The organism is Bradyrhizobium sp. S3.7.6 (genome assembly GCF_054061875.1).
Genome location: NZ_JBSSEQ010000001.1, coordinates 2,265,219 through 2,290,360, shown reverse-complemented (window position 1 = coordinate 2,290,360; position 25,142 = coordinate 2,265,219). Strand labels below are relative to the sequence as shown.

General features: G+C 64.7%; 28 protein-coding genes. All 28 read right to left on the bottom strand.

Going from position 1 to position 25,142, the window contains the following annotated elements:
• Positions 1-12 precede the first annotated feature (12 nt).
• Positions 13-471 (bottom strand): hypothetical protein, encoded by a 459-nt coding sequence (locus ACVJ5M_RS10900; protein WP_014492689.1) that lies wholly within the window; start codon positions 469-471, stop codon positions 13-15.
• On the bottom strand, positions 468-980 hold the full coding sequence (locus ACVJ5M_RS10895; RefSeq protein WP_231143348.1) for a flagellar biosynthesis protein FlgN: 513 nt from the start codon (positions 978-980) through the stop codon (positions 468-470). Before ACVJ5M_RS10895 ends, ACVJ5M_RS10900 begins: the two co-directional genes overlap by 4 nt.
• Positions 981-1,019: 39 nt before the next feature.
• The gene (locus ACVJ5M_RS10890) at positions 1,020-1,505 is read right to left on the bottom strand and encodes a rod-binding protein (RefSeq protein ID WP_063981319.1); all 486 of its coding nucleotides are present in this window, start codon (positions 1,503-1,505) and stop codon (positions 1,020-1,022) included.
• Positions 1,502-1,921: a hypothetical protein gene (locus tag ACVJ5M_RS10885; RefSeq protein ID WP_208088488.1), complete on the bottom strand. Its 420-nt coding sequence runs from the start codon at positions 1,919-1,921 to the stop codon at positions 1,502-1,504. The genes ACVJ5M_RS10890 and ACVJ5M_RS10885 overlap by 4 nt, the downstream gene beginning before the upstream one ends.
• A gap of 5 nt (positions 1,922-1,926) precedes the next feature.
• Positions 1,927-2,679 (bottom strand): flagellar biosynthesis protein FliR, encoded by a 753-nt coding sequence (gene fliR, locus ACVJ5M_RS10880; RefSeq protein WP_063981318.1) that lies wholly within the window; start codon positions 2,677-2,679, stop codon positions 1,927-1,929.
• The gene (gene flhA / locus ACVJ5M_RS10875) at positions 2,676-4,757 is read right to left on the bottom strand and encodes a flagellar biosynthesis protein FlhA (protein ID WP_071909981.1); all 2,082 of its coding nucleotides are present in this window, start codon (positions 4,755-4,757) and stop codon (positions 2,676-2,678) included. The genes fliR and flhA overlap by 4 nt, the downstream gene beginning before the upstream one ends.
• Positions 4,758-4,833: 76 nt before the next feature.
• Positions 4,834-5,100, bottom strand: coding sequence for a flagellar biosynthesis protein FliQ (gene fliQ, locus ACVJ5M_RS10870; RefSeq protein ID WP_014492683.1), 267 nt, complete (start codon positions 5,098-5,100; stop codon positions 4,834-4,836).
• Complete coding sequence (flgD, locus tag ACVJ5M_RS10865) at positions 5,097-5,516, bottom strand: flagellar hook assembly protein FlgD (protein ID WP_063981316.1); 420 nt, start codon at positions 5,514-5,516, stop codon at positions 5,097-5,099. The genes fliQ and flgD overlap by 4 nt, the downstream gene beginning before the upstream one ends.
• Before the next feature lie 15 nt (positions 5,517-5,531).
• The gene (gene flbT, locus ACVJ5M_RS10860) at positions 5,532-5,951 is read right to left on the bottom strand and encodes a flagellar biosynthesis repressor FlbT (RefSeq protein WP_063981315.1); all 420 of its coding nucleotides are present in this window, start codon (positions 5,949-5,951) and stop codon (positions 5,532-5,534) included.
• The gene (flaF, locus tag ACVJ5M_RS10855) at positions 5,951-6,295 is read right to left on the bottom strand and encodes a flagellar biosynthesis regulator FlaF (protein WP_208069782.1); all 345 of its coding nucleotides are present in this window, start codon (positions 6,293-6,295) and stop codon (positions 5,951-5,953) included. The genes flbT and flaF overlap by 1 nt, the downstream gene beginning before the upstream one ends.
• A gap of 54 nt (positions 6,296-6,349) precedes the next feature.
• On the bottom strand, positions 6,350-7,396 hold the full coding sequence (locus tag ACVJ5M_RS10850) for a flagellar hook-associated family protein (protein ID WP_231143350.1): 1,047 nt from the start codon (positions 7,394-7,396) through the stop codon (positions 6,350-6,352).
• A gap of 3 nt (positions 7,397-7,399) precedes the next feature.
• Complete coding sequence (flgK, locus tag ACVJ5M_RS10845; RefSeq protein ID WP_063981312.1) at positions 7,400-8,875, bottom strand: flagellar hook-associated protein FlgK; 1,476 nt, start codon at positions 8,873-8,875, stop codon at positions 7,400-7,402.
• Positions 8,876-8,909: 34 nt separating this feature from the next.
• Complete coding sequence (locus ACVJ5M_RS10840) at positions 8,910-10,142, bottom strand: flagellar hook protein FlgE (protein WP_063981311.1); 1,233 nt, start codon at positions 10,140-10,142, stop codon at positions 8,910-8,912.
• A gap of 97 nt (positions 10,143-10,239) precedes the next feature.
• Positions 10,240-10,821, bottom strand: coding sequence for a transglycosylase SLT domain-containing protein (locus tag ACVJ5M_RS10835; RefSeq protein WP_231143352.1), 582 nt, complete (start codon positions 10,819-10,821; stop codon positions 10,240-10,242).
• The gene (gene fliK / locus ACVJ5M_RS10830) at positions 10,772-12,097 is read right to left on the bottom strand and encodes a flagellar hook-length control protein FliK (protein ID WP_231143353.1); all 1,326 of its coding nucleotides are present in this window, start codon (positions 12,095-12,097) and stop codon (positions 10,772-10,774) included. The genes ACVJ5M_RS10835 and fliK overlap by 50 nt, the downstream gene beginning before the upstream one ends.
• Positions 12,094-13,278 (bottom strand): chemotaxis protein, encoded by a 1,185-nt coding sequence (locus ACVJ5M_RS10825; RefSeq protein WP_231143354.1) that lies wholly within the window; start codon positions 13,276-13,278, stop codon positions 12,094-12,096. The genes fliK and ACVJ5M_RS10825 overlap by 4 nt, the downstream gene beginning before the upstream one ends.
• Complete coding sequence (locus tag ACVJ5M_RS10820) at positions 13,275-14,615, bottom strand: MotB family protein (protein WP_231143355.1); 1,341 nt, start codon at positions 14,613-14,615, stop codon at positions 13,275-13,277. The genes ACVJ5M_RS10825 and ACVJ5M_RS10820 overlap by 4 nt, the downstream gene beginning before the upstream one ends.
• A 6-nt stretch (positions 14,616-14,621) precedes the next feature.
• Entirely contained in the window at positions 14,622-15,323 is a 702-nt protein-coding gene (locus ACVJ5M_RS10815) for a hypothetical protein (RefSeq protein WP_354097155.1), read from the bottom strand.
• Positions 15,320-16,948, bottom strand: a complete 1,629-nt coding sequence (fliF, locus tag ACVJ5M_RS10810; RefSeq protein WP_063981305.1) for a flagellar basal-body MS-ring/collar protein FliF — start codon at positions 16,946-16,948, stop codon at positions 15,320-15,322. Before fliF ends, ACVJ5M_RS10815 begins: the two co-directional genes overlap by 4 nt.
• Before the next feature lie 308 nt (positions 16,949-17,256).
• Entirely contained in the window at positions 17,257-18,165 is a 909-nt protein-coding gene (locus tag ACVJ5M_RS10805) for a flagellin N-terminal helical domain-containing protein (protein ID WP_063981304.1), read from the bottom strand.
• Positions 18,166-18,438: 273 nt separating this feature from the next.
• A complete protein-coding gene (locus ACVJ5M_RS10800; protein WP_063981303.1) occupies positions 18,439-19,350 on the bottom strand; it encodes a flagellin N-terminal helical domain-containing protein in 912 nt (303 codons plus the stop codon).
• Positions 19,351-19,618: 268 nt separating this feature from the next.
• Positions 19,619-20,524: a flagellin N-terminal helical domain-containing protein gene (locus tag ACVJ5M_RS10795; RefSeq protein WP_231143357.1), complete on the bottom strand. Its 906-nt coding sequence runs from the start codon at positions 20,522-20,524 to the stop codon at positions 19,619-19,621.
• Between the two features lie 261 nt (positions 20,525-20,785).
• Positions 20,786-21,526 carry a flagellar type III secretion system pore protein FliP gene (fliP, locus tag ACVJ5M_RS10790; RefSeq protein ID WP_071909955.1) on the bottom strand — a complete coding sequence of 247 codons (741 nt, stop codon included), beginning with the start codon at positions 21,524-21,526 and terminating at the stop codon, positions 20,786-20,788.
• On the bottom strand, positions 21,523-21,966 hold the full coding sequence (locus tag ACVJ5M_RS10785; RefSeq protein WP_354097153.1) for a flagellar basal body-associated FliL family protein: 444 nt from the start codon (positions 21,964-21,966) through the stop codon (positions 21,523-21,525). Before ACVJ5M_RS10785 ends, fliP begins: the two co-directional genes overlap by 4 nt.
• 42 nt (positions 21,967-22,008) lie before the next feature.
• A complete protein-coding gene (flgH, locus tag ACVJ5M_RS10780) occupies positions 22,009-22,704 on the bottom strand; it encodes a flagellar basal body L-ring protein FlgH (RefSeq protein ID WP_028153467.1) in 696 nt (231 codons plus the stop codon).
• Positions 22,705-23,469: a MotE family protein gene (locus ACVJ5M_RS10775; RefSeq protein ID WP_231143358.1), complete on the bottom strand. Its 765-nt coding sequence runs from the start codon at positions 23,467-23,469 to the stop codon at positions 22,705-22,707. It lies immediately after the preceding gene.
• 67 nt (positions 23,470-23,536) lie between these two features.
• Entirely contained in the window at positions 23,537-24,667 is a 1,131-nt protein-coding gene (flgI, locus tag ACVJ5M_RS10770) for a flagellar basal body P-ring protein FlgI (RefSeq protein ID WP_135216095.1), read from the bottom strand.
• Entirely contained in the window at positions 24,664-25,119 is a 456-nt protein-coding gene (gene flgA / locus ACVJ5M_RS10765; protein ID WP_063986113.1) for a flagellar basal body P-ring formation chaperone FlgA, read from the bottom strand. Before flgA ends, flgI begins: the two co-directional genes overlap by 4 nt.
• Between the last annotated feature and the right edge of the window lie 23 nt (positions 25,120-25,142).

Below are 25,142 nucleotides of genomic sequence, written 5' to 3'. Positions count from 1 at the left end.
GCGCCGCGATAGCTACGGCTTCTGCTGGAATTCTTCCTTCGAAACATAGTTGAAGTCCTCGACCAGGACGTCCTGGACGACGTCGGCCTGCATCCGCTCGTTGACGCGCTGCTTGATGGCCGTCGTGAGGATGGAAAGGTCGTAACGGGCGAGCTTCCTGAAATCGAGGCGGTCGTCGGCATAGATCCTGCGGAAGGCCTCGTCGACGACGAACGGCTCCGGCGGGACGTTGAGCTGGTGCATGATCCGCGCTTCAACGGTGTAGACGAAGCGCGCCACGATGTAGCCCTGCACGCTGCCGCCCTCGACCATTGGCACGCTCAGCGCCCGCGTCTTCTGGTATTGAAGGCCGTCGAGATATTCGTCCTTCGCCGGCAGCAGGCTGCCGTTTTCCTTCCAATAGGCCACGGCATAGCTCGTGCCCGCGGTGAGGATGCATACCCAGAGCCCGGCCAGCACGAGTCTGATCATTTTCCGTCCTGTGCTGTGCGGCCGGTATAGGTGCCGTCCGACTCGGCTTCCTTGATCGCTTTGACGATGATGGCCGCGACCTCGCGCACCGCATCGTAATGCATTTCGAGGATGGAACGGTTTCGCTCGAGCTTCTCGCGCAACCGCTGGATCTCCTCGGTGATCTCGACCTCGTTGCCGAGATGCATCCGTGCCCGCATCAAGCGGACGAATTCGAGCATGCTCCGGCTCTTCCGGGCACTGAAGTCGTCGAAATCGATCTTCTTGCCCGTCGAGAGCGCGACCGTCTCCTCCTCGACGATGTTCTCGAGCCGGCGGATCGCAGACAGCAGGCCACGCACCTCGTCCGATCTCGCCGCGTCGGTGCCGTCGTTCACCACGTCACCGCCGAGATTCGGCAGCAGCGCAGGCAAGAACGCATCGCCTTCTGCCGCTTCCAGCGTCATCGCGTCGGCGTCCACGACCGGCTGCTCCACCACCAGGACCGCCGCACCTTCTTGTGCTTGCATAGGAAATTCACCCCTCAACTTCTGTCACCCATTCCCGGATCATGATCCGGTCTTTTCCGTAACGCCGGGCCCTGCCGGCTGCGCAGCGGCGAGTTGCTTGGCAATGCCAATGCCCTTGCCCTTTGCCAGCTGAGCACCAAGCTGCTCCGCCAGCATCGACTTCCAGACGCCGCCGGCCGTGCCCTTGCCGAAGACTTCCTCCGACTCCTTCGGCAGCATCGTCTCGACGAAGGTCTGGAGAATGAACGCCTCGAACTTCCGGTACACCTCGCCGGATGCGGGCGCCTTGATCACCCGCACCGGCGGCCCGTTCACCGCACCCGGCTGCTGCGCTTCGGCAGCCTGCGCCGCGGATTGATCGGCATTCGCCGCCTTAGCCTTGCCGACCTCCGCGTCCATGGTGGCGGCGAAATCGGCGTCCGACGATTTCAGTGCATCGAGCTTCGCGGTCGCCGCCCGCTGCGTCACGGGGTCGGCGGCATCGAGGACATCAAGAACGAGGTCGGGCGTCGCTGTCACGATCATGTCTTGTTCCGGCTGGCTGGCCGTGGCGTCCAGTCACGCACGGCGGGGCTTATTCCCGTCATCTCTTCGAGCGAGCGCGCCTCCGCGTCGCGAAGCTTGTCTGCGAGCGCGGCCTTCGCGACCTGCTCGAGCTGTTTCACACGGCGGGTGTCCGCGCGGACCTGGTCGAGTTGCTGCGACGCCTGCGCCTGGACCGCGCGCGCACCGGCGCTCGTCCTGTTCAGGCGCCGCGCGATTGAGTCGCTCGACGAGCCCGCCGGCGGTTTGCCCTCGTTGAGGGTTCCTACCAGCCATTCCTGCTCGTCCTGCAAGCTGCGCTCCTGCTGCCGCAGATGCGCGAGCTGCCATTCGGACAGCCGGAGCTGAAGCTTCACGAGCGAGACCATCCGGCCGAGCTTGTCCGCGCGCGACGTCATGACCATCACTCCGCCAGCCACGACGAGACGCCAAGCATGAATTGCGTCAAGAGCTCGTCGCTCGTGAGGTAGAGCAGCAGGAAGCCGCCGAACAGCACGAAGGGCACCGAGATGAAATAGACCGGAATTGCCGGCGTCAGCTTGTTGATCAGGCCGACCGCGAGGTTGACGATGACCGAATAGACGATGAAGGGGCTCGTGATCCGCAGCGTCAGCACGAACGCCTCGGACAGGCGGCTGACGAGCTGTTCGAGCGCCATGCTGCCGCCGATCCTGTTGCCGGGCTGCCAGACGTCGTAGGAGTTCATCAGCCCGCGCAGGACCTGCCAGTGCTGATCGGTCATGAAGAACAGCGTGGTGACGGCTGCCATGATCAGCGGGACCAGGGCCGGCGCCGGATCGGTGTCGCCGACCGGCGTTCCCGGGATGTTGCTCAGCCCGATCGCGCCCGCCATCACGGTCGCCATGGTCTGCAGCGCGAGGAAGAACACGCGCCCGCCGAGCCCGATGACGCTGCCGACCACGAGCTCGGAGCAGATCAGGAGCGCAAGCGTCAGCGGCGCGGCGTTGTCGGTGAGAGGTTTCAGGACCGAGATCAGGATCGGCGTCAGCGCAAACGTCGTGACGAGCGCGACGAACAGGCGAACCTGGGCCGGAACGTTGACGCTGGAATAGCCGGGCACGAGCATCAGGCAGGCGCCGATGCGGCAGAACACGATGAACGTGACCAGCACGCTGTCGGCGAGGCCGCTGATCACGATATGGCTCCCAGCGCCCTGATCTCGGCGCTGCGCGCGACCTCGACATGCGACAGGACCGGCAAGGTCGGGAACACCCGCTCCAGGATCATCCGGACATAGGGGCGGGCTTCCGGGGTGACCGCCAGAACCACGCTGGTGCCGTTCTCGGTGAATTTTCGGATCGCGGCGCTGGCTTCGGTTGCGAACTGCTCGATCAGGCGAGGATCGGCGTCGAATTCGAAGACTTCGCCCTTGGCGTCGCGCTTCAGGCTCTGGTGGAACGCCAGGTCCCAGCGATTGCCAAGGCGGACGACGTTCAGCACACCGTTGTCGGAAAGGTCGCCGCAGATCTGCTGGGCAAGTCGGGTCCGCACATGCTCCGCGACCTGCTCGGAGCGCCGCACATGGGGTGCGATCTCGGCAATGGCCTCAAGGATCAAATGGAGATTGCGGATCGACACGCGCTCGGCCAGCAGGATCTTCAGGATCGCCAGCAGGCCCGAATAGGAGATCTGCGACGGGCAGAGATCCTCGACCAGGCGCTTGTATTCGGGATCGAGACGGTCGAGCAGGCCGCGCATGTCCTTGTAGGATAGCAGCTGTGCGAGATTTGCCCTGAGCACTTCGCTCAAGTGCGTGAGCAGCACCGACAGGTTGTCGACGGGCTTGCAGCCCTGACGCTTGACCTCGTCGGTGAACGCCTCCGTCACCCACAGCGCCTTCATGCCGAAAGCGGGTTCGATCACCTCTTCGCCGGGCACGTCGGGCTTACCGTCCTTGTCGACGAGCACCAGCACCTCGCCGAGCCGCAGCTCGCCATGGGCGATACGCGTGTCGTGGATCCGGATCTGGTATCCCTTGGGATCGATCGACAGATTGTCGCTGAGCTTGATCTCCGGAATGACGAAGCCGTATTGCTTGGCAAACTTCTTGCGGAGCTTGCTGACCCGGTGCCCAAGCTCGGTGCGCGCGCCCAGCAGATGGACCGACAGATGGCCGCCGAGCGACACCTCGATCTCTGCGGTCTTGAGCGATTCCTTGACGGATTCCTTGGCATCGGCCTGGGCGCGCTCGTCGGCCTTGCGCGCATGCTCTTTCTTCTCCCGCGCCGCCTGCCGCCGCGGCAGCGAGTAGCCGACAAAGGCCATGGCACCGCCGAGCAGCACGAAGGGTGCCATCGGCAGCCCAGGCATCAAGGCGAGCACGAACATCATCAACGACGCCGCCGACACCGCGCGCGGGTAGCCACCGAGCTGCCTCAGCACGGCCTGCTCGGCCGACCCCCTGGTGCCGCCCTTGGAGACCAGGAGGCCCGCCGACAGCGACACGATCAGTGCCGGCATCTGCGTTACCAGACCGTCGCCGACGGAGAGTTTGGTGTAGACGTCGGCGGCGCGCGACAGCGTCAGCCCGTGATGCGTCACGCCGATGATGATGCCGCCGAAGATGTTGATCGCCGTGATGATCAGGCCGGCGATTGCGTCGCCGCGGACGAATTTCGAAGCACCGTCCATTGCGCCGAAGAACGCGCTTTCCTCCTCGAGCTCGCGGCGCCGGCGCTGGGCCTCCTTGTCATCGATGAGGCCCGCGGAGAGGTCGGCGTCGATCGCCATCTGCTTGCCCGGGATGGCGTCCAGGGTGAAGCGGGCACCGACTTCGGCGATACGCGTTGCGCCCTTCGTGATCACGACGAAATTCACCGTCACCAGGATCGCGAAGATGATCAGACCGATGACGAAGTCGCCGCCCATGACGAACTTCGAGAAGCCGGCAACGACGTGACCCGCGGCTTGTTCGCCCTCCCCGCCCCGCGACAGGATCAGACGGGTGGTCGCAACGTTGAGTGCCAGCCGCAGGATCGTCGCGATCAGCAGCACGGTCGGGAAAGCGGAGAAATCGAGCGGCCGCTGGATCCACAGCGCGACCATCAGGATCAGCGCGGACAGCGCGATCGAGAAGGCGAGGCCGAGGTCGATCAGGATCGGCGGTATGGGCAGGAACAGGATCGTGAGCATGGCCACGATACCGCCCGCGAAAAAGGCGTCGGCCCCCAATCGTCGCGGGGTCGGCAGGCTAGCAGCTAATGTATCGGCCATGGGTCACCGGCAGAGGGTCCGCCCCGCAATCTGCCGTGCAAAGCTTACGCGAGGGTGGTGGCCGGGCTCGCGCGGATCAGAAGCCGTGCTCGATCCGCGAATAGACCATCTCGGTGAAGGTGGAGAGATGGGCGCCGATGAAGGAGCCGGAGACGGCAACGACCAGGAGGATGACGATGATCTTCGGCACGAAGGTCAGCGTCACCTCCTGGACCTGGGTCAGCGCCTGGATCAGCGCAATGGCGGTGCCGACGAGCATCGCGGCGCCGACGGCGGGGCCGGAGGCGACGATGATGGTCCAGATCGCCGCCTGGACGATGTCGAGGGCGTCCCGCTCGTTCATGACTGGCTGATCGTAAGGCCGGGCCCGACCGCGACCTTCGTGCCGTTCTCGAGGGTTGCGATGGAGCCATCGTTGTTGATGGAGATCGAAACGACCTTGCCGCTGAAGGTCGCGCCGGTCGCGTCGGTGAAGCTGACGGTCTTTCCGATCAGCCCGTTGGCCTGCGACAGCGACTGCGACGACAGCAGCGCATCGAGCTTCGAGTTGGTCTGCATGGCCTGCTCGACCGTCGAGAGCTGGGCGAACTGGCTCATGTACTGCGAGGTATCCATCGGATTGGTGGGATCCTGGTTCTTCATCTCGGCGACGAGGAGCTGAAGAAAGGTATTGTAGTCGACGGTGTTGCTCGCCGTGTTCTTCGTGGAATCGGTCGCATTGGACTTGCTGGTGCTGTCGGTCGCGCTGTTGACGTTCATGTAGCCTCTCCGCTGTCAGGCAGCCTCGAATGGGATCTCGGTGGCGACGCCGGCCAGGCCGGCCAGGATTGCGTCCTCTACCGGGAACAGTCCCCGGATCCGCTTGAGCGCCTCGAAATATCGGGTCGTGCGGACCAGCTCGTGGATCGTGGCGAGCCCGTCGAGCATCTCACGGCTCTCGCAAACCGCGAGCAGGGCCGCGTGATGCTCCCCGTAGAGCGCGACTGCGGCGCCGATATCCGTCGGGTTCATCAGCATGAGCTGGACGATGAAATAGAGCTGCCGCATCGCCGTAGTGGCGTCGGAAGCCTGCATGACCTGCCCTTCGAGCAGGAACATCACGTCGTTGACGAGCTCGACGGAGACCTTGCGGTCCACGCGCAGCACTGCGCCGTTGACGTAGATCCGCTCACCCGCCCGCAAGGATATTTTCATCAGAGCGCGTCTCGGATCAGGCGGTTGATTTCGATGAGCTGCATCACGTCGTTCGACTTCTCCTCGCGAAGCCGATCGGCTTCCTTGACGACCCACAGGCCGATCGAGATGATGTCGGCGCGCAACTTTTCCGGGAGTGCGTTCTCCGGATGGGCGAGATCCTCGATGAAGATCGTCCACAGCCGCCGCACGTAGAGCAGACTCTCGACCAGATCTTCGAAGCTGAAGCGCCCGCCCTGGACCCGCTCGAGCCGGTCGATGCCGAGACTGAGCGCCTGCCGCTCGCGGCCCCGCGCCTCAGAGGCGCTATCATCGACGACCGCTTCATAGGCTTCAAACGTCATCAGAACCACTCTGCGCAGGAGACCGAACAACAAGACAAAGTTACAGACCCCGGCTCAGAGATAGTTGATCAGGCTGATCTGCTGGAGCTGCGACGTCAGCGACAGCGCCGTCTTGATCTGGGTCTGCAGGGTGTTGACCCGGACCGAGGCCTCCGTCGGGTCGACGGCCTCCATCTTGACGATCTGATTGTTCAGAATGTCCTGCTGCGTCTTGAGCTTTTCGGTGGCGCCGGTGACCCGCTGCTGGACCGTGCCGACGCCGCCGCCGAGCGTAGCGAGGTCCGTGATGGCGTTACCGACGAGGCCGATGGCCTTGTCCACGACGACCTGGAACGTGTCCTGGCTCAGGTTCGCGTTCCCAAGATCCGCCATCATGGTGTAGGCCTCGGCGAGCCTACGGAAGCCGATCTGGTTGGCGCTAACGGACGTATCGGCGATCTCGGTCGTGGAGATACGGCTTTGCATGGTCTGGTCGGTGGCCGTTGACCAATTGGTGTTCCAGGCCGGGCTCGCGAACTCGGCATCGAAGGTGGTGTTGAGGAAGGTCTGCATTTGGGCCGGGGTAATGGTGCTCACGCTGGCCGAGGATTGCGAGAAGCCGAAGGTCGCAAGGAAATCGGCATCGACCTGGTTCTTGCTGGCCGAACCCGCAGTGTAAGCCGTGATCGGCGTGTTCTGCGTGTTGACCCCCGAGAAGAGATACGAGCCATTATAGGAGACGTTCAGCGCGCCGATCAGATCCTGGAGGTTGGCGGACGCAGGCGGCAGGATGATCCGCCCGCCGCCGTCGGTGCTGCGGGCCGCGATCAGGTCCTTGAGGAAAGAGGTTGCGGTTGCGCCCAGCTGGGTGATCCGGTTCTGCGTCGTGTCCAGGCGCCCCGAGACGAGCCCGTTGGTATCGACGAGCTGATCGGCGAAGCTCAGGTCCGCCCGCAGGGTGACGTCGCTTCCCGTCGTGGCACCAAGCTCGAGGCCGACATCGGCGAAGCGGCCGGTGGTGGCTTCCTTCGAGGCCTTGGTCAGCGCGGCCTGATTGTTCGTGATCGAGGACCTCAACGACGAAGACAGCATCAGGGTCGAGATGTAGTTGGCGCTCATCATGACTTAATTCCCCACGGCGGCCAGCAGGCTCTGCAACATTTGGTCGACGGTCGAGATGATCTTCGACGACGCCGAATAGGTACGTTCGACCTGAAGCATCAAGGACATCTCGTCGTCCATGTTGACGCCGCTGACGTTCGACAGCGCTGCGGAGCTGCGGTCGAGTAGCGTGTTCTGATAGGTGGCGTTGTCGTCCGCGGCCTTGCGCTGGTTTTCGATCCAGCTCGTCGACGACGCCGCGAAGTCGATCAAGCTGCCGCTCGGCTTGCCTTGCGTGGTTGCATCGAACGGCTGCGACGCATCCATGTTGCCGATCAGCTGCTGCAGCCTGGTCGAGTAGCCGGCATTGCCGGTGGTGTTGTATCTGTAGGCGACGTTGCCGCTGATCGCGCCATCACGCAGCAGGTTGGGATTGCCGCCCTGGGCCGGGTCGACCGACGCGGCAACGCTGATCGAGCCGGCCAGGCCGACCGAGACGGTCGCGCTTGCGGGCATCGCGGGTGAGCCGGGATAGGTGAAGAGGCCGGGCCGGTCGGGCAGCGCGGCGCCGGACTGGTCGACCTCCTTGAAGGATTCGACAAGGCCGCGTGCGACCTCGTCGAGCTGGCTCTGATACGTGACCGTGGCGTTGTCGCGCAATTGGGCGAGGCCAGCGAGCTTGCCGGTCTTGATCGGCATCACGGAATTGGCGCCGGTGACCGGGACACCGTCGATATAGACAGCATTTCCGGTGGTCCCGGGCGTATAGATGTTGGTCGCCGCGAAGCTGACCGAGCGCGCCGTCTTGTCGAACAGCACGACGCCGCTGTCGGCGTAGAGCGCCGCGTCGCCGTTGGCGCGCAGCGTCATCGAGACGCCGACCTCCTGCGACATCTTCGAGATAATGTTGTCGCGCTGGTCGAGATAATCGGTGACGTCGTCACCGGCGATCGTCCCCTTCACGATCGCGGTGTTGACCTTATCGAACTGGGTCAGGAGCTGATTGATATTCCCGACCGAAGTCGCCATGTCGGCGTCCGCTCCCTGGCGCACCGTCTGCACGGTCTTGGTGGCCTGGTTGAGCGCGGTCGCCATGTCCTTGGCGGACGTGACCGCCGCCTGCGCCAGCGTGGTGTTGTCCGGGGCGTTGGCATATTGCTGGAGCGCCTGCTTCAGCTTGTTGAGCTGGGCGGCCGGCGACTGCCCAAGCTCGGGATCGTCTACAGTCGAGGCCGATATCTTCTGAAGACCGTCCAGGATCGCATTCTGCTTGGCGGACCCAGACGTCGCGATCAGGACGTTATTATAGAGACCCGAGCTCGCGGCGCGCTGGATCGCCGCCACATAGACGCCGGCCCCAGGGAGATTGTCCAGCACGGCGATCTTGCGCGAATAGCCGGCGGCGCTGGCACCGGCTATGTTGCGCGAGATCGTCGACGACTGGATACCCGACGCCATGAGGGACGCACGAGCGGAGTCGAGAGCGGCGGTAAGGGACATGATTTGCTCTTGCCCGGAATGAGCGCTTGAGGATTCAGCGCTTCAGGTTGACGACGACGTCGAGAAGATCGGCGCCGGTCTGGAACGATTTCGAATTCGCAGTGAAGCCGCGCTGCGCCTCGATCATCCCGGTGAGTTCGTCCGCGAGGTCGACGTTGGAGTCCTCCAGCGCGCCCGACTGGACAGTGCCGAGACCGCCGGTACCGGCATTCCCGGCCTGCGCGTTGCCGGAATTCATGTTGGTCGAATAGACGTTGCCGGGCTCCGGCGTCAGGTTGTCGGGGCTCGCGACGTCGGCGAGCATGATGGTGTAGAGCGTCAGCTGCTGACCGTTCTTGAGGATCGCCGTCACGAAGCCCGAATCGTCGACATCGACTTTGTCGATGGCCGATGGAACGCTGCCATTGACAGTCGCCTTGAAGCTGAAGTCGGTTCCGACCTGCGTCATGTTCGACAGGTCCAGGCTCATCGCCGCACCGCCGGGAACGGTGAGGGCGAGAGTCGTCGGGCTCGCCGCGGCCAGCGTGCCTTTGCCGGCTGCGGTCGTATCGAAGGTGAAAGTGGTGGCGGCACCGACCGACGCACCTGTCGCGGAGTTGTAAGCCTGAAGCTGCCAGGTGTCAGAGCCGGCGGCCGTCGCCGTGTGGGACATGTAGACGTCGAGCGTAACGGCCTGGCCGATATTGTTGTAGGCCACGATCGAGCTCTTCGACGAATATGACGCCGGCCCGGGCGGACCGGCGATCACAGCCGCTTTCGGATCCAGATTGCCGGTCGTGAGCGTTCCCGCCGTCGACGGCACAGGCACTTGCGAAACCTGGGCAATGTTGACGATCTGCATGCCGGACAGGCTGTTCTGCGAGAAATTGGTCACCTTACCAGGCTGGCCCAGGAGGTAGTAGCCGGCCGCGTTGACCAGATTGCCCTGGGCGTCCGGCACGAACGAGCCGGCGCGCGTCAGATATTGCTGCGTGTTGGCGGCGTTCGACACCACGAAGAAGCCGTTGCCCTGCACGGCGAGGTCCGTGGTCGACGTGGTGAACTGCGTGTGTCCCGCGTCGCTGATGGCGTAGCGAACCGTCGTCTCGACGGCGCCGGAGTCGTAATTGCCCGAGCCGCTCTTCAGGATCAGTGACGAGAATTCCGTCGAAGCCCGCTTGTAACCGGTCGTGTTGACGTTCGCGATGTTGTCCGAAACCGTCGACAGCTTGTTGGACTGCGCGCTCATTCCGGAAACGCCGGTGCGCATAACACCATACAGGCTCATGAAGTAGGCTCCTTTGTCAGGTTGTATCTACAATGCGAGTTCTTGCTTGCGCGGAGCTGATGATTAGGATCCGTGCACAACTTTCAGGTTGTAGCGGTCACGTTGTCTTCGGCTGACAGAACGAGCGCGCCTTGTCGGTCCACGCGCCGAAGCCGCTGGAGACGAGATGCGCGACGATGTGACAGACGTAGCGCTTCTGCGCGGGCTGATTGTTGGGGCCTGCGTTGTAGCGCGCGACCGCCATGGTCCAGCTGCCCTCGCGCTGCTTCAGCTCTTTCAGGAAGCGTGCGGCGTATTCGACGTTCTTCGCGGGATCGAACATCGCGCGCACCGACGTGAACTTGTCGCCGTGATAATAATGGTTGATCTGCATGCAGCCGAGGTCGATCAGCTTGATGCCCTTGCTGCGCATCGTCTCGAAATTCGCGATCGCGTCGTTCATGTCCTTGGCGAACACGGTCTGGCCGTCGGCGCCGAGCGCGTAAGGGTGGAGCGAACCGCGCCGTCCGGTCTCGGTGAGGCCGACCGCATAGAGAATGCCGAGCGGGATCCCATGCTGCTGGGACGCGCGCGCCATCTCGCGCTCGCACGGGCGCGCGTTGTTGGTCGCCGCTGCCGCGGCGCCCGCGCTACAGATAAACAGGGCCGCGGCGAATATGCGGCCCCACGTCCTGGTCATGACGCGTCTCCTCGTTGGACTGGCGCTCCTGCCGGGCCTGCTTCGCACCGCCGTCCGATTGCCCGGACGACGTGCCGGCGCCGCCGAACGTGCCTTGCGACTGCGACGATGGCTGTTGCTGGCCGGAGAGCTGCGGCTGCGGCTGGCCGGAGCCGCTCTGGAATCCGTCCAGCGAGCCGTGCTGCACGGGCGCGACGTCGGCGACATAGCCCGCCGACTGCATGAGATCGCGGATCGACTCGCGCTGCTGATCCAGCATCAGGCTGGTGTCCTTGCGCGCGGCCGCGAGGTGAACGGAAACCTCCGAGCCGACGAGGCGAAGGCGTACCGTGACGTTGCCGAGTGCCGGCGGTTCGAGATTGATCGTCAGGATCTTCAGCGGCTCAGGCGCATTGGTCCGCGACGTCGCGAGATCGGGGGCGGTGGACGCCGTCGGAGCCGGCGACTCCTTCAGCTCGGCGACGACTGCGTTGGCGATCTGCTGCGGAGCGCTGAACTGCGCCGGCGGCAGATGGGTCTCCTGCTGGACCACGGTGACCTTGGTCGCTTCGGGCAATGCGTCCCGCGCCGAGGCTTTGACGGCGCGTTCGACATTGGCCGTGACGGCCTCGAAGCCTTGCGTCGCGGGCATTGGCTTCGAGGACGCATCGCTGCCTTGCTGCGCGGCTGCCGCCGCCTGCGAAGGCGCGGCCTGCGAGCGCGTGCCCGTTGAAGCGGCAGCGGGCGGCGCGGGCTCGGCAGAGGTGACCTTCGCCATGCCCTGGACCTCACGCTTCGTCGTGGCAGAGCGCTCGTCGCGCGCAGGCGCGTCCTTCTTGTCGGCCGCCGGCGATTGCAGTTGCGGCTTCGCGGCCGGCACGGCGGCGAACTGCTGTTCGACGACCACCGGAATGCTGGATCGGGCCGAAACATCGGTCTTCGCGCTGTGGTCGACCGGAGTTTGCGTCTCCGGCGATTTTTCAGTTTTCTCGTCGGACGATTTGCGAATGGATTCGGGCTCGTCATCCGCCTCGGTGCGTTCCCGCACCGTCTTGTCCTTGTCGGCCGGGCGCGCGAGGTGCGTGCGCAGCGATCCGGCCTTCGCGCTCGTGTTGCCGCCCTCGTCGTTGAGCGCCCGCTTCGCGAGATTCGAGACGGTGTGCAGCAGATCGTTGAACGACGAATCTGCCGGCGATTTCGTTCCGGCGGATTTTCCCGAGCGCGATGCGCCGCGCACGTTGAGGCTTTCGGCGAGACCCGAAAAGACCTGTCCGGAGGTTCCACTGAGCTTCGTCATGGGCGATCCCTGGTAAGGCGTTCGAGTTCGCCGAGCTGCTTCCGCGCGCGCGCAAGCGTCTCGGTCGACGCGGCGAGATCGAGACGCGCCGGCGTGACCGGAGGCTTGTCGGCGGCGGCGGTGGATCCGCCCGCGAACGGCTTGCGGACATCGAGTGCGAGCTGCAACGTCGCATTCAGCAACGGAACGTCGCGCTCGGGCAACTTCGAGCGGTCGAGGGCCTTCAACTCGGCGACACCGCCGTCATACTCGTCAGTGAGCGCCCGCGAGACGCCGCGGAAGAAATGCGCGCGCTCGCGATCCTCCGACGCGTCGGCGCTGAGCGTCAGCGCACGCTCGCCTGCAAGCCGGGTCACCGCCAGCCGTCCATGCACCATCGCGGTGCGCGCGATCACGAGATAAAGCTTGAGGCGGCTCGCGCGGTCGATCTGCTCCAGCAGAGTGACGATCCGCGCAAACCGGCGCTCGTCCAGAGCAATGCTCGATTGCGTCAGGCCGGAGGCGAAGCGCTGCCAGAAGTCCCCGGCATAGACCGAGTTGCGGTAATGGCGGATATAGGCGAGCGTCAGGAACTCGAACTTGTCGAAATCCTCGGCCTGCCCGACCAGCAGGATCTCGCGCCGCAGCGCCGCCTCCTCCACCAGCGTGCCCGGCAACAGCAGTCGCGCGTCGTCCAGACGCTCGATCGCGAGCGATGCCTCGGCGCGCGCGAACAGCGCGCCCTGGACCAGCGCGACCTGTCCGCCCAGGCCCGTTGGCAACGTGCGCGGCTTGACGTCCTTGAGCAGTTCGCGCGCTTCGTCCTGGCGGCCTTCGACATAGGCCAGCGCACCATTGAATAGCCGCTCGTCGACGTTCAGCTTGTCGCGCGGCAGCTTTCGGACGACCTGCGGCCCGCCGCCGCTGAGCAAATAGATGATGACGGCCTGGCCGTTCTGCGCGTTGCTCCACACGCTCGGATCGGCGGCGAGGAACTTTTCACCGACCTGCCGGGTCAGCGCGATGTGGCTGCCATGCGCCGCGGTGTCGCCGCGGGCAATGCCATCCTGCACCGCCTGCAAGGTGCGCACGAGCTCATAGGGCTCGCCCGAGGTTGGTGCCGGGGACGGTGCCGGATCGGCAAACGCGCATACCGTCGTGAACGGCAGCAGCAGCGCGGCGCGCAGGAGCGGCCTGATCAAGGGCGCTTCTCCCGGATCAGGATCTCGATCCGGCGGTTCTGGGCGGCAGCAGGATCGTTCGTCAGTTTCGGCCGCCGATCGGCGTAGCCTTCGACATGCTCGATCCGCTGCGCATCGACGCCGGACCGAACCAGCATGTAGTAAGCCATCTGCGCGCGCGCGGTCGACAGCCGCCAATTGTCGTAATTCTCGGACTTGTAAGGCCGATTGTCGGTGTGGCCGCGGACGATGATCATGCCCTGGCGCTTCGTCAGCAGCGGCCCGATCTTGTCGATCACGCGGATCAGCTCAGGCCGCGGCTCGGCCGAGCCGACCGCGAACATCCCGAAGCTCGCATCGTCGGTCAGGCTGATCAGAAGGCCCTCCTCGACCTGACGCACCTCGGCAACCGGGCCCGCACCGGCCTTGATGTCCGACAGCGCATCCGCAATAGCAGACTGAAGCTGCTTGACGGTCGGCTGCTGGGTCTGTGCCACATCGCGCGATTCGGAATTCTTTGCTTGATCGCCGGGGCGTGGCTGCGCGGCGGCATTGGCTTGAGCGCCAGCCTGGGCGCCCGGTTGCGGCGCATTTGCCTGGGCACTGCCATCGCGTTGAGCCTGCGAAGGCGCAGGCCCCGGCGGCAGCAGGGGCGACAGGCTTGCGGACGACGCGTCCGCGTTCGGCGCCACGCTTCCGCCGGCATCGTCCTGCTTGGCACGTTGCGCCTGCGGCTCGCCCTGACCTGTCGCGGACGCGTTGTCGCGCGCGGACGCGTTCGGCTTTGGCTCGCTGTCGACGAAGTGATCCGCATCCTTGGACGTCTGCGGCGTCAACTTCCAATAGCCGGGATCGAAGGGATCGCGGTAGGCATCGCCGCCCTTGAGGCCGTCCTCTTCGGCGGAGGTCAGCGCGCCGGCACGGCGCTGGCCCGAGGCCTGGTTCGCGCTGTTGGCGATCTCGGCAAGCGTCGCATAGGGATCGCGGAACAGAACCTTCTCTTCGAAGGAGGCAGGCTTCTCCGCCGTCGGCGAGTCTCCGCGACGTTCTTCGTTCGGCCCGGCCGGCTGACGCTTGCCGTCCTGGCCTTCGAACTGCGTCGGCTCCTTCTTGCTGAGATCCTTGAGGCCCTTCGGGGCGGGTGCGTTCTCCGCGAGCTTGATCGGGTTGAAATAGCTCGCGACCACCTGCTTCTGGTCCTGGTTGAGCGCATTGAGCAGCCACATGACCAGAAAGAACGCCATCATCGCGGTCATGAAGTCCGCATACGCGATCTTCCAGACGCCACCGTGATGCGCCTCCTCGGCGAAGGCGCTGCGCCTGCGGATGATCACCAGCTCGTGCTTGACTTCTTCCATGGCAGACTACCGGCGCGCCTCGTTCAGACGTTCGCTCCACGCCGCAATCTGCGTCTCGATCACGGTCTGGTCGGCGACAACGCGGACCTCGAAAGTCTCGGCGGCTTCGTATTCAATCCCGGTTCGCCGGGCCGTCTGGAGCTGCGAGCGCACCAGATCGAGCAATTCGCCCGGGCCGGTGATCTTGAACACCGGCACCGGCGAATTGCCGGTCAGCGCTGCGATCTGCTCGACCAGCGATCCGATCGCCTTGTCACGGACGGCATCGGCGAGGAAAGGCAGCAATATCCGCGCAACCGAGCTTGCGATGTTGGTTTCGATCTCGCGGCAGGCCGTCTCGAAGCCGCCCACGATCGTGGCCGCCTGCTGGTCGGACCATTTGGCCCGCTCCTCGCCGAGCCGGATCGCGCTGCGAACGCGCTCCTCGGCGACCCTAGCATCGCCTTCCGCGACACCGGCGGCGTGACCGCGACGATAGGCATCTTCGAGAAGATTGGCCGACGGAGCTTCCGCCTCGGGCGCCGGAAGCGGCGATTGAAGCTGCGGCTGCGATTGGACCTGACGCGGCGGCTGAGGCTGAGGCTCGCGCCGCACCTCCATCGGCCTTGTCAGCACATCCTGGATCTTGGGGGGCGGAGGCGGCGGCGGAGACTTGGCCCGCCCATTCGCGTCGAACTGCGTCAGGAGTTTTCCGATAGCCGCGTTCATGCTGCCTCCTCGCGTCGCATCCAGTCTTTAAGGATTGCTGCCGCCTGCATCTGATCGAGCCGGACGATCTGCTCCAGCCGCTTCTGCGGCGTCCGCTGCATCTTGCCTTCGAGATCCTCGACGAGGTTGAGCTCGGGGTCCTGACTGTCGGCCAGTGCAAGGGCTGTTGCAGCTTCAAGCTCGGCGGCCTCGGCCGCCTCGGTCTGCTCCTGCGCTGCGCGATGCGTCAGAATGCCGTTGACCGCGGGGCGAAGGCCGAACCAGACCAGCATCGAGGCAACGGCCAGGATGGTGACCGCGTTGATGACGCTGCCGAGCTGCTTGTTGATCATCTCGACGAAGCTGATCGGCGGCACCGGCGCCAGTTCGCGCGAGCCTTCGATGAAGTCGACGGCCGTCACCTGGATCTGGTCGCCGCGCTGCTTGTCCAGTCCGCCTGCCGTCGCCGCGAGCTGGCTGATCTCGGCGAGCTTGCTGTCGACGATCGCCTGATTGCTCTTGTCGCCGAGATCGGCGACAAGCCGCGCGCGGTTGACCAGCACGGCGATGAAGAGCTTCTTGACCAAATAGCCGTCGCTCACCGTCGTCGTTGTCTTGGACGACACCTCGAAATTGGTGACGTCCTCGCGGCGGGTCTTGTCCTCGCTGGAATTCTTCGTGCCGCCGCTATTCACCTGCTGGTCCGGCAGGTTCTGCTGCACCGTGGTCGGCGTCGAACGGTCCGCATTCTGCGACGATTCCTTCTCGCGCACGTTCCGGACCGAACGCTCGGCGCGGCTCTCCGGGTCGTAGACCGTCTCGTTGGTCTGCCGCTTGTCGGTGGAGAGCTGCGGCGCGACGCTCACCTCGAAATTGTCCAGACCGAGATATGGCGTCAACGCCTTGCGGATGTTCTCCTGCACCATCCCGCCGACCGTCTTCTGGAGGCTCGCCATCTTGGTCGGGGCCGCGCTGGCTTCGTCCTCTTCGGCGAGCAGCATCGAACCATCGGCATCCAGCACCGTCACCTTGTCGCGGCTCATGCCGGGAATGGCCGCCGCGACGAGGTGGCGGATCGACTGCGCCGTGCGCGCCTCGATCGCGCCGTCGGTGCGCAGTACGACCGACGCCGAAGGCGGCTGCTGCGTCGCCCGGAACGAGCCGCGCACCGGCATCACGATATGCACCCGCGCCGCCTTGACGCCCTTCATCAACTGCACGGTGCGCGCGATCTCGCCTTCGAGCGCCCGGAGCTTGGTGACCTCCTGCATGAACGAGGTAAGGCCGAGCGAGCCGATCTTGTCGAACAGCTCGTAGCCGGAATTGGCGCTGGTCGGCAGCCCCTTCTCGGCAAGCAGCATCCGCGCCTGCATGGTCTGGCTCGGGCGCACCGAGATGGCGTCGCCGGCCGTATTGACGTCGAATGTGATATTCTGCTCGCGCAGCGCGGCGCCGATGCGCGTCACGTCTTCGCGATTCAGGCCTGTATAGAGCGTTTCGAACTCAGGCCGGCTCAGATAATAGGCGCCGCCGACGACGGTGACGAGAACGGCAAAGCCGATCAGTCCCAAGGCCATCAGGCGCCGCGGCCCAAGCTCCAGCAGATTGTTGAGCAGTTGCTGTACCTGCGCACGACTGAGCAGCATGTGACCTCGTACCAATGCGAACGTATGGGACACTCCGCTGCCAACCTTGTCTGAAGGTTGCGCAAGGAGACGAATGTGTCGGTTCGCGGGCGAGGCGTTGCAATTTTACAAGAATCCTGGACGACGCGATCAACTCAGCAGCAACAAGCAGGCGCACGAGCGCATGGCAGCGCAATCGGCTGCGGCGTGTTGCATGACGTCTGGCGTCGGAAGAACTTCCATTACGGGCACATCTTGTGCCGCCACACCCGCCGGTCATGGCAGGGACCGTGCTCCCGGGGGAGCACGGTTGTTTCCAAAGCCGAAGCTTACTTGAACAGCGACAGGATGCTCTGGCTGTTCTGGTTGGCGATCGAGAGCGCCTGAACGCCGAGCTGCTGCTGGGTCTGAAGGGCCTGGAGGCGGGTCGATTCCGCATTCATGTCGGCGTCGACGAGCTGACCGACACCGCGATCCACCGAGTCCATCAGGGTCTTGACGAACTCCGTGTTGGTCGAGATGCGGTTCTTGACGGCGCCGAGGTCGGCGGCGGCCGAGGACACCGAGTTGATCGCAGTGGTGAGCTGCGTGATGTAGCCATCGAGCGTGGTCTGGTCAGCCGTCGAGTCGGTCAGCGCGGAGATGTTGATCGTGTTGACCGACGCCGGGCCGCTCACCTTGTCCAGGATACCGGTCTGGGTCGCGGTATAGAGCGAGTAGTTGGCAATCGTCAGGGTGATGGACCCGATCGTCGGCGTGCCGCCGACGCGCGAGAACGACGACACCAGGTTGAAGGTCGCCGGAGTGGCGGCGGTCGTGCTCAGCCAGTTCACGCCGTTGAAGGTTGCCGCATCGGCGGTACCCTTCATCTGCTGCTGGATCTGGGTGATGTCGGCCTGGATCTTGGTGCGGTCGATACCAGCGGTCTTGGCTTCGACCAGCAGCGCCTGCAGCTTGGTCAGGCCGCCGGTCTTGTCGCCGACAACCGCGGTCAGAGCGGTGTATTCGGTGTCGACGGTCGCAGCCGACAGACCGAGCGAGTCGGAGACGGCGGAGAGCGCGGCGTTGTCGGCGCGCATCGACGTCGCGATCGACCAGTAGGCGGCGTTGTCGGAAGCGGTGGCCACGCGCTGGCCGGTCGAGATCCGGTTCTGCGTGGTCGCGAGCTGCGAGCTGACGCTCCGGAGTGTCTGGAGCGCGGTCATTGCAGCGGAGTTGGTAAGCAGGCTCGAGGCCATTCTTGACGTCCCTTTGAAACGGATTGAATTGATTTTGGGGACATACCGGGCTTGCACCGGTACGGCGGGGCGGCATCATGCCTTTGGGCGGCCGAAGAGCGGGCCCAACCTGTCGTAGCGGCGACGATAGCGCGCGAAGTTTGTGCGAGGCTTGTGGCGACGTGGCTGGACCGCAACACGGTGAGCCAGGAGGTCACGACGCGTGACGAGCGTACGCCAAATAAAAAGGCCGCGCTTCGCGAGAAGCGCGGCCTTCCCGGATGGTTTTGAGGCTTAGCCGCGGAACAGCGACAGGATGCTCTGGCTGTTCTGGTTGGCGATCGAGAGCGCCTGAACGCCGAGCTGCTGCTGGGTCTGCAGGGCCTGAAGGCGGGTCGATTCCGCATTCATGTCGGCGTCGACGAGCTGACCAACACCGCGGTCCACCGAGTCCATCAGGGTCTTGACGAATTCCGTGTTGGTCGAGATGCGGTTCTTGACGGCGCCGAGGTCGGCGGCGGCCGAGGCCACCGAGTTGATCCCGGCCGTGACCTGCGCGATGTAGCCATCGAGCGTGGTCATGTCAGCCGTCGAGTCGGTCAGCGCCGCGATGCTGATCGTGTCGATCGATGCAGCGCCGCTCACCTTGTCCAGGATGCCGCCCTGGGTCGCGGTGTAGAGCGAGTAGTTGGCGATCGTCAGGGTGATGGATCCGATCGTCGGCGTGCCGCCGACGCGCGAGAACGACGACACCAGGTTGAAGGTCGCCGGCGTGGTCGCGGTCGTGCTCAGCCAGTTCACGCCGTTGAAGGTCGCCGCATTGGCGGTACCCTTCATCTGCTGCTGGATCTGGGTGATGTCGGCCTGGATCTTGGTGCGGTCGATACCAGCAGTCTTGGCTTCGACCAGCAGCGCCTGGAGCTTGGTCAGGCCGCCGGTCTTGTCGCCGACAACCGCGGTCAGAGCGGTGTATTCGGTGTCGACGGTCGCAGCCGACAGACCGAGCGAGTCGGAGACGGCGGAGAGCGCGGCGTTGTCGGCGCGCATCGACGTCGCGATCGACCAGTAGGCAGCGTTGTCGGAAGCAGTGGCCACGCGCTGGCCGGTCGAGATCCGGTTCTGCGTGGTCGCGAGCTGCGAGCTGACATTGCGGAGGGTCTGCAGCGCAGTCATTGCAGACGAGTTGGTGAGCAGACTTGAACCCATTTTTGATGTCCCTTTGAAGATTGAACTGTTTTTGGGGACATACCGGGCTTGCACCGGTACGACAGGGCGGCGTCATGCCTTTGGGCGGCGAAAAAGCAGGCCCAACCTGTCGTAGCGGCGACGATAGCGCGCGAAGCTTGTGCGAGGCTTGTGGCTCTGTGCCCGGACTGCAACAGGGCAGCCGAATTTGCGGCGTGCGCGCGGCAACACACCAAACGAAAGGGCCGCGCTTCGCGAGAAGCGCGGCCCTCCCCAGATGGTCTAAGGCTTAGCGGAACAGCGACAGGATGCTCTGGCTGCTGTTGTTGGCGATCGAGAGCGCCTGCACGCCGAGCTGCTGCTGGACCTGGAGGGCCGCCAGGCGGGTGGACTCCTGGTTCATGTCGGCGTCGACGAGCTGGCCGATACCGCGATCAACCGAGTCCATCAGCGACTTCACGAAGTCCGTGTTGGTCGAGATACGGGTCTTGACGGCGCCGAGGTCGGCGGCGGCCGAAGCCACCGAGTTGATCGCAGCGGTGACCTGCGTGATATAGCCGTCGAGCGTGGTCTGGTCAGCCGCGGAGTCGGTCAGCGCGGAGATGCTGAGCGTGTCGATCGACGCCGCGCCGCTCACCTTGTCCAGGAAGCCGCCCTGGGTCGCGGTGTAGAGCGAGTAGTTGGCGGTGGTCAGGGTGATCGAGCCCGTGGTCGGCGTGCTGCCGACGCGGGAGAACGACGACACCAGGTTCACGGTCGCCGGGGTGGTGGCGGTCGTGCTCAGCCAGTTCACGCCGTTGAAGGTCGCCGCACTGGCTGTCGCCTTCATCTGCTGCTGGATCTGGGTGACGTCCGCCTGGATCTTGGTGCGGTCGATACCAGCGGTCTTGGCTTCGACCAGCAGCGCCTGCAGCTTGGTCAGGCCGGAGTCCTTGTTGCCGATAACCGTGGTCAGAGCGGTATATTCGGTGTCGACCGTCGCAGCCGACAGACCGAGCGAGTCGGAGACGGCGGAGAGCGCGGCGTTGTCGGCGCGCATCGACGTCGCGATCGACCAGTAGGCAGCGTTGTCGGAAGCAGTGGCCACGCGCTGGCCGGTCGAGATCCGGTTCTGCGTGGTGGAGAGTTGCGAGCTGACAGACCGCAGGGTCTGGAGCGCGGTCATGGCGGTCGAGTTCGTAAGCAGGCTTGACATTGCGAATGTCCCTTTGATGTACGCGTTACATTTTCACGAGGGGACATACCGGGCTTTCACCGGTACGGAGGGGCGGCATCATGCCTTTGGACTGATGTGGGTGGGGTCCAACCCGCCGTGCCGCATTGCTAGCACGTCGAATCTTGCGCCGAGATTAAGATCGGCTTGAATTTCGCTGTAATATCATATAGTTAACATTACCCTCTGCTAACCATAGACCGGCACTTTTCGCTAACCATAACCGGCCGGCGATCGCGGTCGCTACGAGAACGACCGCACCAGTCCGGAGGCCAGCAGGTTCCAGCCGTCGATCAACACGAAGAACAGCATCTTGAACGGCAGCGCGATGATCGTCGGCGGCATCATCATCATGCCCATCGACATGGTCAGCGTCGCCACGATCATGTCGATGACGAGGAACGGCAGGATGATGAGGAATCCGATCTCGAACGAGCGCCTGAGCTCGGAGATCATGAAGGCCGGAATGATGACGCGCATGTCGATGCGCTTGTCGTCGAATTTCTTGCGGAAGCTCTCCGCGGCGAGTGCCTCGAAGGTCTGGAGATCCTTGTCGCGGACATGGGCCAGCATGAACTCGCGGAACGGATCGGTGATCTTCAGATAGGCTTCCTCCTCCGAGATCTCGTTCTTCATCAGCGGCTGGACGCCGGTTTCCCAGGCGCGGTCGAAGGTCGGCGCCATCACGTAGAAGGTCATGAACAGTGCGAGGCTGATCAGCACCAGATTGGCCGGCGTGGTCTGAAGGCCGAGACCGGAGCGCAGGAACGACAGCGCCACCGCAAATCGCGTGAAGCTCGTCACCATGATCAGCAGTCCCGGCGCCACCGACATCACCGTGATCACCGCCATCAGCTGGATGATGCGGCCGCTGGTGGAGCCGTTGCCCGGCGGCAGCAGCGAGTTGAGGTCCGGAATCTGGGCCAGCGCCACCTCGGGCAGCACGACCAGAACCAACGCGAGCAGCAGGACTCTCACTCTCACTGAATCACCAGGGTCTCAATGATCAATTCGCGGATCTTGCCCGACGAGCGGATATTGGCGCGCTCCGTCAGGTCGTCGCGCAGATGCTGAAGCCCGCGCGATCCCTCGAACTGGCCAACCGATGCCGACCGCAGATAGGTCACGATGTCCTCGCTGATATGGGCGGCCAGGATGCCGGCATCCTCGTCGCTCATGCTATCGGTCACCATGGAGGCTTCGACACGGGCCCAGTTGTTGGCCGGCGCGGCGAGATTGGTCACGATCGGGGACAGCTTTCTCAGCCGTGCACTGCCGGCGTAGCTCGTGGCAAGGGGCGGCGGCGTGGCGGTCTTCTTTGCGTCGGCGACGCGCTCCGCGGCCGCGAACAGCTGCAGGCCGGCAACCGCGCCCGCACCGATCGCGATCAGGGTCAGCACCACAATGGCCGCAATCAGGCGCATCACGTCCCCTGCCCTCGCGGCGCGGCGCGGTCGGCGCGATTCTCAGAATGGTGCCACGGCGTCATAGATCCGATGTCCCCATCCAGGCTGCTGCACGTCAGACAGATTTCCGCGACCGCCATAGGCCACGCGTGCCTCGGCGATCTTCTCGTAGGAGATCGTGTTGGTGCGCGAGATATCGCGCGGACGCACGATGCCGCCGACGTTGAGCACGCGCATCTCGGTATTGACCTTGAACTCCTGCGAGCCGCTGATCATCATATTGCCGTTGGGCAACACGTCGGTGACGATGGCGGCAATCGACAGCTTGATGTCTTCGGTACGATCGATCTGACCGTTCCCCTTGATCTGGGTGTTGGTGTTCAGATTGGCGCTGGTCGAGCCCTTGTCCTGCCATCCGGCGACGTCCATCAGCCAATCCAGCCCGAACTTGATTTGCGAATCGCGCGAACGATCAGTCTTGTTGTCGAGCTTGGCCTTGTCCTGCATCGAGATGATGACGGTCACGACGTCGCCGGTGCGCCGGGCACGGGGATCGCGATAGAGATCCGTGCCGTCGTCCCAGGTCGAGCGATAGCTGACGGGCGTACGCATGCGGGGCGTCACCGGAATCGGATCGGCCTGTGTCCTCAGGCCGGTGCCGACCGGCGACAGTCGCGGACCGGTCAGCACTTCCGCGGGATCGCCGATGCACCCGGTCAGCATCAGGAGCGGCAGGATGAGGATCAGATTCTTCATCTATTTGGTCTTTCCGTCATCCACGCGACGCATTCCGCCGAGCAGATCGGCAAGGTGCGCCGCGCGTGCCGTCTCCATCTCGTTGAAGATCGCGCTCGAGCTCCTCGGACTGAGTTTTGCAAGCACGGCGGCGGCGGTCTCGTCCGCCATCCCGGCGATCTGGGTCGCCGCGGCATCCGGCTTCATGCGCGAATAGATCTCGACGACGCTCGCTTCGGCCTTCTTCAGGAAGTCGTCACGCAGCGCCATCCACTTCTCGTATTCGGCGCGCTTGGCCTCGACCTCGGCGATCCGCTCCCGGAGCTGGGTCTCGGCCTTCTCCAGTTCCCTGAGCTGCCAGGCCAGCCGCGCATCAACGGCGGGGTCGGCGACATTGCTGCAGAACAGGGCGACCTCATTGTCCGCAGGTACCGCAGCCTGTGCCGGTGCGGGCTTCGGCGGCGCCGTGACGCTGCCCGGCTTGGCCGGGCGCACGGGCGCGACTGCGGGTGCCGGCGCAGGCTTCTCGGGAGCCGGCACGGCCCCCGTGATCGCAGGTCCGGAATCTTCGGCGGCCCACGCCGTCGCCCGGAACGACGCATTGTCGCCCGGTATCGACGGGGCCGACGGCTTCTGCGGACCAGGCGCGCGGGCACGTGCGAAGGACAGCAGGTTGAGCGGCTTCGACGGCTTGGCCTCATCCAGCGCCAGAACGGGCGAAGCGCATCCGAACGCGCAGGCCGCGACCAGGAGGAGGAGTTTGGCTTTGTGATCCAGCTTCAGCATCGGGCCGCGTGCGATTCTCGGTCGAGACCTGAGCATTGAGCGACCAAGCTTGCACGACGCTTGTGCATCATTGCACGATGACGTCGGCCTGGAGTGCGCCGGCCGTTTTGATCGCCTGAAGGATCGCGATGATGCCCGACGGCTTCAGGCCGATCTGGTTCAGCCCGCGCACCAGGCGCTGGAGGTCGACGCCGCTCAGGATCGCCACCTGCGATCCGGCCTCGTTGGCCTCGACCACGGTCTGGGGAACGACCACCGTCTGCCCTCGCGAGAACGGCGCCGGCTGCGACACCACGGGAAGCTCGGTGACACGAACCGTCAGGTTGCCATGCGTCACGGCGACGGTCGATATGCGCACGTCGCGCCCGATCACCACCGTACCGGTCCGCTCGTTGATCACCACGCGCGCCGGCGTGTCCGGCTCGACAGTCAGCTCGCCGATTTCGGCGAGGAAGCGGACGGGGCCGATATGGCGCGGCTTCGACAGCACGATGGTGCGGTAGTCGCGCTCGAAGGCGATCTGCGCGCGGTAGCGGCCACCGGCGTAACCGTTGATGGCGTCGAGAATGCGTGTCGCGGTGACGAAATCAGGGTTCTTGAGCTCCAGCACCAGGAACTCCATCTCGTGGAGGCTTCCCTGCACCTCGCGCTCGACCAGCGCACCGTTCGGGATGCGGCCCGCCGTCGGCGTGCCCTGACTGACGTTCTGCGCCTGCCCTCCCACACTGTAACCGGCGACCGTAACCGCGCCTTGCGCCACCGCATAGACCGCGCCGTCCGCCGCCCGCAGCGACGTCATCACCAGCGTGCCGCCGAGCAGCGAGGTCGCATCGCCGAGCGACGATACGGTCACGTCCATGCGCTCGCCCGCTCCGATCGAGGGCGCCAAATCCGCGGTCACCATAACGGCTGCGACGTTGCGTGTGCGCAGCGTCGTCGGACGCGGGGGATTGTTGGTGCTCGTGGTCTCGTTCCTGACGTTGATGCCCATGTTCTCGAGCATCGATTGCAGGGACTGCTCCGTGAACGGAGCGTTGCGGAGCGTGTCGCCGGTGCCGTTCAGGCCGATGACGAGGCCGTAACCGACGATCTGGTTTTCGCGCAATCCCTTGATGTCCGCGATGTCCTTGATGCGGACGGCCGCCTGGGCGCTGGCGGCGGAAACGAGCAGGACGAGCGCAAGCAAGAATCTGGTCATGATCCATCCACGACCTTGACGGTGCCGTCCGGCTGGACGACGCCTCTGATGATCACGCCGGTGTCGGTGTTTCGTACCGGGATGAGCGCGCCGGTCGCGCCCGACTGCATCGCCGCGCCGTAGGTGACGATCGACAGGCCGCTGTCTTCCACCACGACCTTGACCATGGCGCCGCGGGCAATCGTCCAGGGATCTTCCACCGAATTGGTCGGAATCGGCTGGCCCGGCAGCAGCGCGCGCCGTGCCATGCGTCCGACCAGGATCTGGCGTCCTTCGATGAACATGGCAACGCCGAGCACGTTCGGCGCGAAGGCGCGTTCCGTGATCATGTCGTCCCGGATCAGCTCGCCGGCGCGGATCGACACGGCCGGCACGGGAAGCCGCTTCTCCTCGGCCGCAGCGAGGCGCGCCGAGACGAGAACCAGCAGCACGGCGGCCAACCCGCGCACCATCAAGCCCACCCTGTTCGACATCG